The 14,681-nt window shown below is 40.8% G+C and carries 13 protein-coding genes; 12 read left to right on the top strand and 1 reads right to left on the bottom strand.

The features are described from left to right. Positions 1–58: 58 nt before the first annotated feature. Positions 59–910 carry a D-hexose-6-phosphate mutarotase gene (locus H5162_RS06730; RefSeq protein WP_182739467.1) on the bottom strand — a complete coding sequence of 284 codons (852 nt, stop codon included), beginning with the start codon at positions 908–910 and terminating at the stop codon, positions 59–61. A gap of 335 nt (positions 911–1,245) precedes the next feature. Between H5162_RS06730 and H5162_RS06725 the strand changes: the two genes are divergently transcribed. The 12 genes from H5162_RS06725 (at position 1,246) to H5162_RS06670 (ending at position 14,673) form a co-directional block, all read left to right on the top strand. Continuing rightward, positions 1,246–1,740, top strand: coding sequence for a MarR family winged helix-turn-helix transcriptional regulator (locus H5162_RS06725; RefSeq protein WP_145240209.1), 495 nt, complete (start codon positions 1,246–1,248; stop codon positions 1,738–1,740). A 118-nt stretch (positions 1,741–1,858) separates the two neighbouring features. Continuing rightward, on the top strand, positions 1,859–3,157 hold the full coding sequence (locus H5162_RS06720) for a porin (RefSeq protein ID WP_145240207.1): 1,299 nt from the start codon (positions 1,859–1,861) through the stop codon (positions 3,155–3,157). A gap of 298 nt (positions 3,158–3,455) precedes the next feature. Continuing rightward, complete coding sequence (locus tag H5162_RS06715; RefSeq protein ID WP_145240205.1) at positions 3,456–3,851, top strand: YbaN family protein; 396 nt, start codon at positions 3,456–3,458, stop codon at positions 3,849–3,851. A gap of 76 nt (positions 3,852–3,927) precedes the next feature. Beyond that, positions 3,928–4,560 carry a PepSY-associated TM helix domain-containing protein gene (locus H5162_RS06710; RefSeq protein ID WP_145240203.1) on the top strand — a complete coding sequence of 211 codons (633 nt, stop codon included), beginning with the start codon at positions 3,928–3,930 and terminating at the stop codon, positions 4,558–4,560. Beyond that, positions 4,560–5,063 (top strand): DUF2271 domain-containing protein, encoded by a 504-nt coding sequence (locus tag H5162_RS06705; protein WP_145240201.1) that lies wholly within the window; start codon positions 4,560–4,562, stop codon positions 5,061–5,063. The genes H5162_RS06710 and H5162_RS06705 overlap by 1 nt, the downstream gene beginning before the upstream one ends. Positions 5,064–5,099: 36 nt before the next feature. Continuing rightward, positions 5,100–5,942, top strand: a complete 843-nt coding sequence (locus H5162_RS06700) for a DUF4198 domain-containing protein (protein WP_182778020.1) — start codon at positions 5,100–5,102, stop codon at positions 5,940–5,942. Positions 5,943–6,259: 317 nt separating this feature from the next. Further along, a complete protein-coding gene (locus tag H5162_RS06695; RefSeq protein ID WP_182778018.1) occupies positions 6,260–8,656 on the top strand; it encodes a PKD domain-containing protein in 2,397 nt (798 codons plus the stop codon). A 227-nt stretch (positions 8,657–8,883) separates the two neighbouring features. Next, the gene (locus H5162_RS06690) at positions 8,884–9,774 is read left to right on the top strand and encodes a DUF4097 family beta strand repeat-containing protein (protein ID WP_182778016.1); all 891 of its coding nucleotides are present in this window, start codon (positions 8,884–8,886) and stop codon (positions 9,772–9,774) included. Positions 9,775–10,220: 446 nt separating this feature from the next. Further along, entirely contained in the window at positions 10,221–11,072 is an 852-nt protein-coding gene (locus H5162_RS06685; protein WP_145240193.1) for a pirin family protein, read from the top strand. A 52-nt stretch (positions 11,073–11,124) separates the two neighbouring features. Continuing rightward, complete coding sequence (locus H5162_RS06680) at positions 11,125–12,978, top strand: monovalent cation:proton antiporter-2 (CPA2) family protein (RefSeq protein WP_182778014.1); 1,854 nt, start codon at positions 11,125–11,127, stop codon at positions 12,976–12,978. Then, positions 12,971–13,867, top strand: a complete 897-nt coding sequence (locus H5162_RS06675) for a LysR family transcriptional regulator (RefSeq protein ID WP_149982269.1) — start codon at positions 12,971–12,973, stop codon at positions 13,865–13,867. The genes H5162_RS06680 and H5162_RS06675 overlap by 8 nt, the downstream gene beginning before the upstream one ends. 116 nt (positions 13,868–13,983) lie before the next feature. Continuing rightward, on the top strand, positions 13,984–14,673 hold the full coding sequence (locus H5162_RS06670) for a pirin family protein (protein WP_182757865.1): 690 nt from the start codon (positions 13,984–13,986) through the stop codon (positions 14,671–14,673). Positions 14,674–14,681 lie beyond the last annotated feature (8 nt).

Here is a 14,681-nt window from a genome sequence, read left to right as displayed (position 1 = left end):
TAACAAGCCAACGATTTGATACGTTGGCTTTGATTTATAGCAAAGTTGCGGCCCTATATTACACCCAGCGAATGGTCGTCGCTAAGGTATGACTTTCGCCTGGCGCTACAATCGCACTATCATCCATTACATTTGCCGCTTCAAGGCACAACATTGTATGGTATTCATCATCAGCAAAATTAGATAAACGCTTAGACTTATCAATCCACGGGTTCCACAGCACACAAGAGCTGGAGTTTTCACGGCCGACTTCAATAATTCCATCCGGGGTAATAATACGCTGGATAACTGCGGCTTGGGTATAAACCATATCTGTTTCACGAGCAAAACCAACCAGTCCATCTTGATCAAACGGGCCTTCGCTAAACTCAATATATTTGGAACCTTGCAGCCCATCCACTTGAGTTTCTTCAATAGCAGGGGTTGGAAAATAAGTGTGCAGCGCTTGCGTGAAAGTAATAGTTTGGTTACTTAAATTAGTGGTTGTTAAACGCACTTCAAGCTGATTAGTTAGTATAAATTCAACCTTTAGCTTTGATTTGTGTGGCCAGTAGGTTTCATCAACTTGTGCCATTGGCAAGGTTAAGCTAACTCGAATTTCATCGTCTTGCTCTGCAACTTCATCTGCTCGCCATAAGCTCGTACGTGCTACACCGTGAATTGGCCACTCAGGATTTGGATTGACACCAAACCATGGCCAACAAATAGGAATGCCACCACGTATACTTTTACCTTCTTGGTAATCTTCTTCGCTTGATACCCAAATTAATGGCTTTTTGCCACTTGGCGTGAATTCAGTGAGTTGTGCACCTTGTAGAAAAATTTTAGCGCTACAAAGCTCGCTTGCAACATTGATATATTCTAAACCAGTGTCAGTTTGTTCGATGCTTACAGATGGAGATAACTTCATTATACGTCCCATAAAAATGAAAAACCTATCTCACCTTACCCAATCCCCAACCAATTAGTAAATATTATTTAGTGAGTTTTTATGTCAAATTTACAATTTTTCACTCTGTCATGACTTATAGGTAAGCTCAGCACCAAAAACGTTTAATTAAATAATATGCAAATGAACTAAATTTAATTTCAACTCAAAACAAATAAAAAACAGCCACAGCTCTTTGTAAAGCCAATAATACAGTATAAATCGACCTTATCTATTTGAACTCTATTTATTAGATGTGTAATATTTATTGATTGCGCGAGCGCCTTGACCGTAAACCATCTGCGAATGAGATAAAAATGAAAAAATATGACGAATTATTGGTTTCTTTACGTAAAGTGATCCGCGCGATCGACCTCCATTCTAAGCAGTTAAATAAAATCTCCGGCCTCACCGGTCCGCAGCTATTAATTATGACTGAAGTAGCACAAACTGATGGTATTACAGCCAGTCGCATTGCCCAAAATGTAAACCTGAGTCCTGCAACTGTAACTAATATCTTGGATCGCTTAGAAAACCGCGATTTAGTGACGCGTGTTCGCAGCCAATTAGACAAACGTCGAGTGAGTCTTTACCTCACTGCAAATGGTCAAACGATTCTGCAAGCAGCACCACAACCGTTACAAGAACACTTTATTGAAAAGTTCTCAGCCTTAGACGAGTGGGAACAAAGCCAGCTACTATCATCAATGCAGCGTATTGCTACTATGATGGATGCTCAAAGTATAGATGCAGCTCCTTTATTAGAAGTTGGTGTGCTGACCCGCGCCGCTGAAGGCAAACCCACCGAATAAATAGTTTATAAAATCATATTAAACAAATGATTACCCTAGAACGCATGGTTAGTTAACTTGGGTTAAAGGTACAATTAGTCTATTCTATACAGACCTATATCAAGAATAGCGATTTATCATGCTTAAACTATCAAAGTTAGCTTTCGCGACTATGCTAGGCGCAACAAGCAGCGCCTCATATGCTTCAGACATTGATGCTATGCAAGCTCAACTTTCTCAACTCCAACAACAGATGCAGCAACTGCAACAGCAGCTTGCGGCTGAAAAAGCAAAACAAGCTAAAGTTAATCAACAGCTTGAAGAACAGACCAAGACTATCGCAAAGCAAACTCAAGATAATACCGAAACAGCCCTATCCGGAGTTAAATTTGGTGGTGCAATTCGTACTAACTACAGTCACACCTCATATGATGACGGCAATAAAAACCGTGGTGGCGATTTTGATTTTGATATTTTCCGTTTAAATGTTTCTGGCGATATTGGTGGAGTGCTGATCGGCGGAGAGATCCGCTTTTTTGATTACATGACCGCAATAAAATCAGCATGGGCAGGCTATCAATTTACTGACGACTGGCAAGTGCAAGTAGGTATCACAAAAGTGCCGTTTGGTAATGATCCTTATAACTCCCATAACTATTTCTTTAGTGCAAACTACTACGTTGGTTTAGAAGACGATCATGATTTAGGCGTGATGTTTAAACGTAAAGTAGCTGATAACTGGCAGCTCGATTTAGGTTTTTTCAAAAATGACGAACTCGGTGGTGTCGATGGTTATGTTGAAGATCGCAGCCATCGCTATTCGTACGATATTGTTGGTAGTCGCACCGTCGACGAGGGTATTTATGCCGAACCGAGCAAAGGGCTTGGTGAGTATAATACCTTTGCCGGCCGCTACGCCTATTACTTTGAACACGGCAAAGGCATGACCACAGAAGTCGGAATATCAGGCTTGGCCGGTGGCTTACATGACGGCCAAGACCGCGCAGGAAGTTACAACGCATGGGCACTGCATGTAAACAGCGTTATCAATAATTGGAATATTCAGCTACAGCATGGCGAATATGACTACAATATCGATGACACTAATCGTATCGCGGTTGGCGCATATGGGTTTTATGACTCTATTGCGACCGATGCAACCACAAGTAGCTTTAATGTCGCTTACAGCGTACCGGTTGAATGGGGTCCAGTAAGCAACCTGCAATTTTATAATGATTACAGCGCGATCTATAACAAGTCTGATGACACTGCCGATACTTGGATGAATGTTACCGGGGTATCCGTCGCGGCTGGCGGCTTGTTCACTTACTTTGATTTAGTTCATGCCCGCAATCAAGCATTTGTAGGTGGATCTGTTGCCGGTGATAGTAATGAAACCGAGCGTCGCTTTAATATTAATATTGGCTATTACTTTTAATCTTTAAAGTCAGCCTGTAATTAGGGGGGTTAGTCTTAAGAGGTTACCCCCTCATAAACTCATCCTTCATAACGCTGTAAGCAATGACTGCAAGCAATTACATTCCCATCAACTCATAATAGGATATAAAAAGAACAGCGGCATCAGGTTGAATCGCAAGCTGAGGCGCTGAACGTGGCAGAGTATAACGTCATCGAGTACAATTAACTGACAATGCTGAGTAAACTAGCAGCATATTGTTTAACGTTGCTTGCCAAGCATTTAGCCGTTTTCAACTTTATCAGGCACAAGTCTATTCATGAATTTAAAAGTAATTTTAGCCACTTATAAAAGTATTGGCTATCAACTATTAGGACTAGCCTTGGTTGGGCTGGGAATTATAGGTATTGTTTTACCTGTGATGCCCACCACTATTTTTTTCATTTTGGCATTAGCGTGCTTTACTCGCTCGTCCCCAAAACTCGCTGCTTGGTTACTCAATCATCCTCGTTATGGCGTAACCTTACGCCATTGGCAAAAGTACAAAGTAGTACCCGTAAAGGCGAAGTGGTTTGCGGGTATTGGTATGTCACTTGGCTTTATTGTATTGCTGCTTTGTGCACCGCCGTGGTGGGTTTTACTGCTGGTAGCCTGCATCGAAATAGCGGTTATGATTTATTTACTCTCTCGCCCTTCAAAATACCTACCAATGTAAATTTCGTAAATAATGTTGTGATAACTAATGCAAATCATTACCATGTAGATAACATTGCTTAACTACTAAATTATTTATGCCGTTAATAAATAAACGAACTTTATATAGTACCAGTCGTGCGTTGCATATTTATCTATCAACAGCACTGCTGTTTTTGCTTATTTTATTTTCTGTCAGTGGGATTGTACTTAATCATGTTGATTGGCTAGAAGGCGATAAAAGTGATGGGCAACTAACCACATCACTCCCAAGTGCATTACTTGAGCAGGGCCAAGAAAACCTAGCAACCTTACCCATTTTATACCCTGAAATAGAAGCTTACTTAGCCAACCAATATGGCTTAACTAAAGTAAAAAGTATCGACTGGGAAAAAGAAGATGCACTCGTGATGCTCGACTACCCACTGCCTGCAGGTTTTGCCTTCGCAGAACTTAATTTCATCAGTGGCGAACTGAATCTCGAATATCAAACTGGCGGCTTTTTAAGCTTAATTGGCGATTTACATAAAGGCCGTCATAGCGGCGAAGCATGGAGCTGGGTGATTGATATATCAGCCGTGTTAATGATTTTTTTTGCTATCACCGGGATGATTATTTTATTTCAAAATAGAAAAAAACGCTTAGTAGGAATATGGCTAACAGTGCTTGGGGTCGCAACACCAGCAGTCATTTATTTATGCTGGGTTCCGCAACTAAAAGGAGTGTCTTAATGCTAAAACTTAATACCTTAATAAGCGCTGTTGTTTTATTTACAGCAGCTTTGTTTCAACCTCATGCGAATGCCGCTGAACTTGAAATAGAACTAACCCTACCTGATCTAGACGTACAACCTTACCATCGACCTTATGTCGCGGTTTGGCTAGAAACCCCAGAGCGTAAGCATGTAACCACGGTTGCCTTATGGGTTGAAAAAGCAGAATGGTTTAAAGACTTACGCCAGTGGTGGCGTAAAGCCGGAAAAAGTGACGCTAACTTTGATGGTGTAACAGGTGCAACAAAGCGCCCAGGTACTTACACCATTAACTGGAATGGCACAGATCTAGATGGCAAAGCCGTAGCTGCAGGCAAGTATTTACTTAATTTAGAAGTCGTTCGCGAAGAAGGTGGCCGTGATTACACCCGTGTAGAACTTGATCTAAATAAAGACGGCAAGATCACCATCGATGGCACCAATGAATTTTCACAAAGCTTCGTCACCATTAAAAGTCAGTAAATGTAGCTGCTAAAACAATTTAAATAAGGAAAGACTATGAAAATCAATTTACTTAAAAGCGCATTTATCGGCGCACTTACTTTCACTGCCCTAGCATCTAGCTATGCCAATGCACATGCTCGCTGGTTAGTGCCTTCGCACACATCTCTTTCAGGCGACAAAGCACATTATGTGATGATCGATGCCAGTATTTCGAATGAAATTTTCGCACCAGATAAAGCATATCGTCCAGCACAAAAAGGCGCGGAATATGATGATAATCTGATTATGGCAATCGGCCCTGATGGCAAACCAGTTAGCGATAAAATTCGTGCATATTATCTGCAACGTAAAAATTCAGCGGCGGTAAAACTAGCTGGGGAAGGTACTTATCATATAACGATGAGCCAAGAACCACGACTAATGACTTTTTATAAAGATGCCAAAGGCGAACGTGGCCGTGTATTTGGCCCTAAAGACAGTAAAGATATCCCAGCTGATGCAACCGATATTAAAACCACAAAATCGATTGCAACGGTAGATACATTTGTAAGCCGCAACGGCACCTCAAAACCTGCGCTACTTGGTCAAGGCTTAGAGATCAGCGGCCCGACTCATCCTAATGATTTATTTGTTGGTGAAGAGGCGCGTTTTCAGTTATTAAAAGACGGTAAACCTGCTGCCAACATAGAACTTGCCATCTTAAAAGGTGATACACGTTATCGTAACGAACGTGGCGAAGTTAAAGTAACCACAGATAAAAACGGCTTTTTCACTAACACATGGCAACACCCTGGACGATACCTGATTGAAGCAAGTGTGAGCGAAGGTTCAACTGAAAAAGGTATCGATAGCGTACGTTATTCATTATTTACTACCTTAGATGTAGCACCTGAATAAAACCCCTCATTAAAAATAAAGGCCAAGTAACTTAGCTTGGCCTACAACTCTAAATAAACACATAAACAACTTAGCGCCAAAATTTTTCGAAAATTTGAATTTAATTCTTTTATTTTCCCTCTTTTGGGTTCATATTATAAACAATTAAATTAACATAACTATAAAATATTTAACGGAAATAAATATTATGAAAAATGGACTTTATACCAACCTAATTCAAACCAGAAATAATCCTCATTTAAATTTAATAGCAAGCACTACAGGCTTAGCTTTACAGTACCACTAAACACAACAAAACCAACAACAAGGAAAGTAATATGAAATGGAGTTTTTTAATCCAGCTAGCTTTGATCCTAACTCTCACAGCCTGTGGCTCAGGAGGTGGTGACTCAGAAAAAAAACCAACCAATAAAGTCACTAACAATAAACCCGTTGCCATGATCAGTGCACCAACCGGTGAAATGCGCGTAAATACCGCGCTAACATTTAGCGGTACAAAAAGTAGCGATCCCGACGGCGATTCATTAGTTTATAAATGGCGCTTAACCACTGCAGACGGACAAAATGAGCTCGCTCTTGCTGTTGATAATGAAAGTAAAGTTGAAGTATCACTTGCTGAAGCAAAGAGTTATAAACTAATTCTAGTTGTGAGCGATGGCAAACTTTCGAGCGCCCCAGTTGAAAAATTAATTGAAATTAAAGCCGAGCCAACGCAATTAATTGCTCATGCAGGACTTACTCAAACAGTAAAACAAGGTGATGTGGTTGCATTAAATGGTGCGCTAAGTAGTACATCTAACGGTGTAATAAATAAATACTTATGGCAGTTTACGGCAAAGCCTCTTACCAGCAATGCAATCATAGAAAATAATAATAGCGTTACCAGCAAATTCATTGCAGATAAAACAGGTGCTTACGCAATAAAGCTAACCATTACTAATTCACTGGGCGAAACAGCAAGCAACGAGGTAATGATAAAAAGTGAGTCTTTATACGAAAATTCAGCTCCTCAAGCGGTTATTAAAGTACAAAATAAAACCGTCGCTCCTCGCAGCATAGTCACATTAGATGGCAAGCAAAGCAGTGACCCTGATCAAGGTGATACACTAAGTTATCTGTGGACTATTACCGCACAACCTGCCGATAGCAACCCGACACTCACTGATAACTTAAGCCATACCGCAGGCTTCTCTTCTTTAGACCTCGGTGAGTACACGCTCTCACTAACAGTTAAAGATCAATACGGTGAAACTGATACCGCCACAGTTACTTTAACTGTAGAGATAGCAAATCAAGCTCCTATTGCACAACTTGTAGCTGAGAGAAACATTAACTTAGCTGAAACTATTACTCTGCAATGCGAACAATGCAACGATCCTGAAGGGCAACCCTTGAGCTACCTTTGGCAGATAAAAAGCAGACCTGAGAATAGTATAGCGCAGCTAATCCAAGGTACGACAGCAACCCCTTCTATCAGTGCTGATATTGAAGGTGATTATGTGATCACATTAATCGTATCAGACGGACAGCTTAATTCTGAGCAAGCAACAAGCGTTCTTCACGCTCAAGCCAATGCAAAACCAACAGCGATTATTGCTGATGTAGCACCTATTTTAGTCGATGAAGAAATTCAACTTGATGGCTCACAAAGCACAGATCCTGAAGGCAAAGAGCTTACCTACCAGTGGGAAATTTTATCGCCATTAGGACGTGCTACGCTTTCTAACACAGACGTTGCTAAACCTTACTTTAAAGCATCAGGTGCAGGAAGTTTTGTTATTTCGTTACGTACCAATGATGGTAATAAGGACTCCGATACGCAAACAATTACTATCATAGTTAGAGACAATGCAAAGCCAGTCATTATTTCTAAAGGCGAACAATTACGTCAGGCTTTTGTTGGTAATATAGTAACATTTGATGTTAGCCAAAGTTACGACCCAGAAGAGACCAATCTTAATTATACTTGGGGGCTTACCAAGCCTAATGAGTCAAATGCAGCACTGGTAAACATAAAAGATGGCGTCGCTGAATTTACCCCTGATATTATAGGTAGCTATAATGTCACTGTTACTGTTACTGATGCTGAGGGCAATGCAGCTGTAATGGAGTTTGCGATCTCTGCTACCGATCCCGCTTTACTAACAGGCATAGTTAAAGGACAAATTACCAACGTAGCTAAAGTTGGTATCAATAACGCTATACTGATGATAAATGGTAAGCAGCATACTACAAATAGTAGCGGCTTCTTTGAGGCAATAGTTAGTGTTGAACAAGGCGCAACTGTTAGTATTTCTACAGCAGATGAAAGACTGGCAACTAGCGAGTATAGTTCAGCAGCGATAACACAAAATGATTTCATCATTAATATTAATCAAACAAGCCTACCGGTTTTTCAAGATGTAGAAGTCTCTGTATTCGTCTGTCCTGATTTTACTGGACCCGACACCGTAAATCTGCGCTTTAAAATGATCGATACTATTTTAACGTCGAATAGTTTTCAGGCTCAGTATGATGAAACCAAGCCTTTGATATTACAAAAAAGTAATAACACATATCTAGATAGCACACTAAATATTGCACTCCCTGTAACTGCAACATATGAAATAACCGTGGTTGAAGACAATGTGCGCAATACATCTTATTCAAGTACTGCTATTTACTACTCTCAGTCGCTCCCAAACTTAGCGATAATCACCATTTGTAATAATTAGAAAAAACTAAGCCACTTCACGCGTGTTGAAGTGGCTTAGCGTACCTTCCAGATCCAATCTAAAGAATATTAAGAACAACCCTAAATTTAGTATTTTTGACCACTTATTCGCTATACTTATCTGATAATAAAAATAAAAACCAATAAAAACAAATCATTAAATTTTGGCTTTGTTTTTGCTATAAATTAGAAAATCGTAAAATATAATTAACAATGAGAAAATAAATAATGATCAACAAACCTCTTTCTTTGCTAGCCAAAGCCCTTCCTATTGCCACTAGCCTATTGTTTCTCAGTGGCTGTATTGTGCATGTTTCAACCTCGTCAGCCAATATACAACGACAGCAGCAACGCTCAGTATCAGCGTCACAATTACAGCAACTAAGTATTAATGCTGAGGCGGGTTCACTTAAAGTGATCGGCTCAACCACAGCAACTAACATCAGCGTAGATGCCACTATTTATACAGCAAAAAGTGATGACCCTTACATACTTACTCTGGAACAAAAAGACGATAAAGCCGTACTTATAGCAAAAAATTATAGTTCGTCAGGAATAGTGGTATATCAAGGTAATTCACCCAGTATTGATTTAGTTATTACTGTGCCAAGCTCATTTAACCTTGAGATTGACGATGACTCTGGCGATATAGATATTGCTGGTGTACTAGGTAATATCATTATAGATGACGACTCAGGGAGCATTCGTATTGATCAAGGTCATCACGTCACAATTGACGATGATTCAGGGGATATCGATCTGCAAAATATTACTGGTAATGTAGAGATCAGTGATGACTCTGGCAGTATTACTGCACGTAACGTTGCTGGCAATATGACTATTGAAGATGATTCGGGTGATATAACCCTTACTAATATCACTGGCAGCGTAGATATTGACGATAACTCTGGCAGCATCAATGCCAAAACTCTAGGCAGTTACATCACCATTGAAGATGAATCGGGTGATATTTATGTTGAACATGTAAATGGCCTAGTCACCATTGAGGATGGCTCAGGCAGTATTCGTGTTAACGACAGTAAAGGTCTCACCATCATTGACGCTGGCTCTGGTGATTTGAGCATCGATAATATCAACGGCCCAGTAAAACTTAACTAACTCTTGATGTAAAACGGCCAAGTAATTGGCCGTTTTTTACTGTCTAATTTTGTGTTGTCGGTCGTGTGCTCACAACAACTGCTATATTTTGCTAATCGCAAATACCCTCAGCGTCTTATCGCAATGCTTGATGAGCGTAAATGTGTCATCGTTAGTTTCCCTACCTGCGGTATTTTGCATTAAAAACATCAACAAGTAATAGTAAGCACTGTTTACTACGCATAAAGCTCCTTTTAGTGCCATACAACACACCATTAAAATTCTTTAAAAAAGAATGTTAACACCTATTTTTACTAATTTTCGTTCTTTTAACGTGAGTATATTATTAATCAAGCATCAATAGTGACACTCGAAATTAAGTGATCATCTATTGTTAGGGCTATAACTTATGTATTCAATTAATCGAATCAACGTGACTCTGCTTGGTCACCTTTAAGGAGCAAAACATGGCTAAAATACTCAACCCAACTGAACATGATATTGGTGGCTTAAACGTAAAGCGCGTACTGCCTAATTTTGATAAAAAAATGGTGGGACCATTTATCTTTTTTGATCACATGGGACCAAACGATTTTCCTGTTGGCCAAGGGATCAATGTTCGCCCTCACCCGCACATAGGCTTATCAACACTCACTTATTTATTTCGCGGCAGCATTTTACATCGCGACTCGCTAGGTAATAATTTAGAAATCCACCCAGGCGATGTGAACTGGATGACGGCAGGTAAAGGCATTGTTCACTCAGAACGAGAAAGCTTTGAAGTGCGCGCTAACCCGCATCATATTGACGGCTTACAATGCTGGATTGCGCTACCAGAAAATATGACTGAGATTGAGCCTTCATTCACCCATATAAAAAAACAGCAACTACCACACATAATTCATGAAGGTATCATGATGCGCTTAATTGTTGGTGAAGCTTACGGATTAAGCTCCCCAGTTAAAACCTACTCCCCCATGTTTTATATTGATGTGGTTGGCAGCGCCAATAGTCAAATTAAGTCGCCTAACCCACAGCAAGAAACCGCGTTATATGTTATTTATGGAAGCGTTACCGTGGGTCAACAGGATTATCAAGCGGGTGATTTTATCCTACTTGATAACCTCGATACTGATATTCACTTTGCCAGTGATGCACGCTTTATTTTGCTCGGTGGCGATAAGTTTGAAAAAGTCCCATACTTGCATTGGAACTTTGTTGCTTATAGCAAAGAACGCTTAGAGCAGGCAAAACAAGACTGGCAAACTCAACGTTTCCCAAAAATCCCTGGTGACGATAAAGAATTTATTCCGCTATAGTAAACAGTATTTTAAGGCATAATAAGTTAGCCAGTATTAGCAAAGGACAACTATGTTAGAGATCGCATTAATTTATTTAGCCGCAGCCATTGTTGCGGTGCCTATCGCAAAACGCCTTGGGTTAGGCTCCGTGCTCGGCTATTTGCTGGCAGGTATTTTAATTGGCCCGTATTTGCTGGGGTTAGTGGGCGATCAAACGTCTGTTATGCATTTTGCTGAATTTGGTGTAGTAATGATGCTGTTTTTAGTCGGCCTTGAACTACAACCTGCTAGGCTTTGGAAGTTACGCCACTCTATTTTAGGGCTTGGGGGGTTGCAAGTAACCCTAACAGCGGCGGTAATTTTTGCAATTTGTTATTGGTTTATGGCCATGCATTGGCAAACAGCACTAGCAATTGGTTTAATGCTCGCGCTTTCTTCAACAGCAATTGTGCTACAAAGCCTAGAAGAAAAAGGTTGGCTGAAAAATGAAGCCGGCCAAAATGCGTTTTCGGTACTGCTATTTCAAGATATTGCCGTTATTCCTATTTTAGCATTACTACCACTATTGGCGTTTGAGCCAATGTTAAATGCCACCAGCACGCATAATTCGCTAACTGCCGATTGGCCAGTTTGGGGGCAAGTAACCGCCTCAGTAACAGTGATCGCGGCAATTATTTTAGCTGGTAAGTATATTTCTGCGCCGCTATTTAGGTACATTGCTGAAACCAGAATGCGGGAAATATTCACTGTATTTGCGTTATTTTTAGTGGTAGCGATTGCGCTGATTATGCAAAATGTTGGCTTATCTCCAGCGTTAGGGACTTTTTTAGCTGGTGTGGTACTGGCAGAAAGTGAATTTCGTCATGAGTTAGAGGCCGATATAGAACCCTTTAAAGGACTGTTATTAGGATTGTTTTTTGTCGCTGTCGGTGCCTCTATCGACTTTGCATTGTTATTTAATCAATTTACTTTAGTGGTTACATTGGTTGCAGCTTTAATTGTTGTAAAGGCCGCTGTTTTGTATGCCTTAGCACGAACTTTTAAAATTCATCATACCCAGCAACTGTTATTCACTGTAGCCCTAGCACAAGGTGGTGAGTTTGCTTTTGTGCTCCTGACGATGACTAATACATTGCAAATTTTAACCCCAGAACAAAGCAACTTAACCACCTTAGTCGTGGCCATCTCAATGTTAATAGCCCCTTTACTATTAATGCTTTACGACACATTACAAAAACGTAGCAACACAACAACAAAACCTGAGTTTGATAAACCAGAGCAGATAAGCCCAGCCAAACACGTAATCATTGCTGGGTACGGCCGTTTTGGACAAATTATGGGGCGCTTACTGAGCACCCAAGGGTATGATATCAGTGTCCTTGATCACAGTCCTAGCCAAATTGATCTGCTGCGCCGCTTTGGTAATACGGTGCATTATGGTGATGCAGCACGTAAAGAACTACTCGAAGCCGCTGGAGCTGATACCGCACAATTACTGGTTATTGCTATTGATAATGCAGACAAAACTCTCGAAATAGTTAAACTTGTCCGCAAACACTTTCCGCACTTAAAGATTGTGGCGCGCGCTAAAGATCGTCGCCATGCTTACCAATTACTTAATTTGCACGTTGATGCGTTTAACCGAGAAACCGTTGACTCCGCCATCAACCTTGCCGTTGAAACCCTAGAACTATTAGGAAATTCAAAGGAAGACTCGCAGCGCGCAGGACACTTATTTAGAGAGCACGATCGTGCTTCAGTACTGCAATTAGCAAAACTGTGGGGCGATGATCACAGTTATGGTGTAGCGGTACGTCAACGCACTGAAGATCTAAAACAAGTACTCAATCAAGATAAACGTGCCAGAGAATCACTCAATACCTGTGACCAAGGTGACTGCGAGGACAACCATAAAGATGCTTAAAATAACTTTAGAGCAATGGCGTATGTTTAGGGCTGTGGTTGAACATGGCGGTTTTAATCAAGCATCACTAAAAATTTATAAAAGCCAATCAAGTATTCACAATGCTGTTGGTAAAATTGAGACCGCTTTAGGTGTTAAGTTATTTACTATTGAAGGACGTAAAACCGTGATCACCGAAGCTGGTGAGATGATGATGCGCCGCGCTAATTACCTACTCGATGAAGCCGCCAAAATAGAAGCAATTGGGCAGACTCTCAGTGAGGGGATTGAAAGCAAATTACGTATTGCTGTTGATGAAGTTTTTCCGCAAGCACTGCTTTATAAAGTACTCAACAATACCTCGGCAATGTATCCATTATTACGTATTGAATTATACGAATCAGTACTGACTGGCGCGAATGAATTACTAGAGAACACCAGTGCCGATATTGCAATATCGGGATTCACTGGCAAAGCCGGGTTTAGTGAAGAGTTGTGCAATATCGAGTTTACTGCTGTTGCGCACCCAGATCATGCGTTACATAGCATCACTCGACCTATCACCCTTGAAGATTTAAAATCGCACCGACAAATTGTGGTACGCGATTCTGCCTTACACAATAAACAAGACGGTGGCTGGTTAGGTGCCGACCAGCGCTGGACAGTAAGCCATATGCGGACTTCCATTGATATGATCAGCAACGGCTTAGGCTTTGCTTGGCTACCTAGCACAGCGATTACCAATCAGTTAGCACAAAATCGGCTCAAGCCCCTTAATCTTAGCCACAATAGTAAGCGCAGTGCCATGCTACATTTATTGTTTAAAGACGGTGATCGCCTTGGCCCGGCAGCGCGCACATTCATTGGCGAGTTACGATATCAAGTAATGCAGGCTGATCTTGATTGCTAATCAAGGGCTTTCATTCTATTAATTAGAACGAATAGTCCTTTTAAAAGCGATTTTAATCTTCCTTATAAAACTTATACTGCTGCTATTCAAATTAGGGTTTAATCAGGAGTTAAGTTATGCACTACATACGCAAAGCCAGCGAGCGCGGCCAAGTTGATCTTGGTTGGTTACAAAGTCAGCATAGTTTTTCATTTGGCCATTACCATGATCTAAAACACATGGGGGTGTCGGTACTTAGAGTGATCAACGAAGATAAAGTACTTGCTGGTCAAGGCTTTGGCACTCACGGACACCGGGATATGGAAATAATTTCCTATGTCATTTCCGGCGCATTAAAACACCAAGACAGCACCGGCAATGAATACATTGTTCCTGCTGGTGACGTGCAACGGATGAGTGCCGGTAGTGGTATTATGCACAGTGAATATAATGCTTCAAATTCAGCAACAGCGCACTTTTTACAAATTTGGATACAACCCAAATTGCGTGGTATAGCCCCTAGCTATGAGCAAAAAAGTATTCCGCAAACAACTCAGCTTACACCACTTGTTACACCAAATGGCGAACACGGCAGCGTGAGCATCAACCAAGATGCCAGTATCTATCGTTTAAAACTTGATGAGGGTCAATCGCATACATTGCAAACAGCGGATAGAAAAGGTTATTTGCATATTATCTGCGGGCATATAGACGCAAACAAGCAAAATTTTAGTAACGGCGATGCCTTTGCACTAAATCGCAATGAACGGGTAACATTAACAGCCACCAGCAGCTTAGAAGCGCTGTGGTTTGATCTACCAGCATAAAGTAAATA

Source organism: Pseudoalteromonas sp. SR41-8 (assembly GCF_014163915.1).
GTDB lineage: Bacteria > Pseudomonadota > Gammaproteobacteria > Enterobacterales > Alteromonadaceae > Pseudoalteromonas > Pseudoalteromonas rhizosphaerae.
The sequence above is the reverse complement of the archived record's forward strand: the minus strand, read 5'-3'. Positions and strand labels throughout refer to the sequence as shown.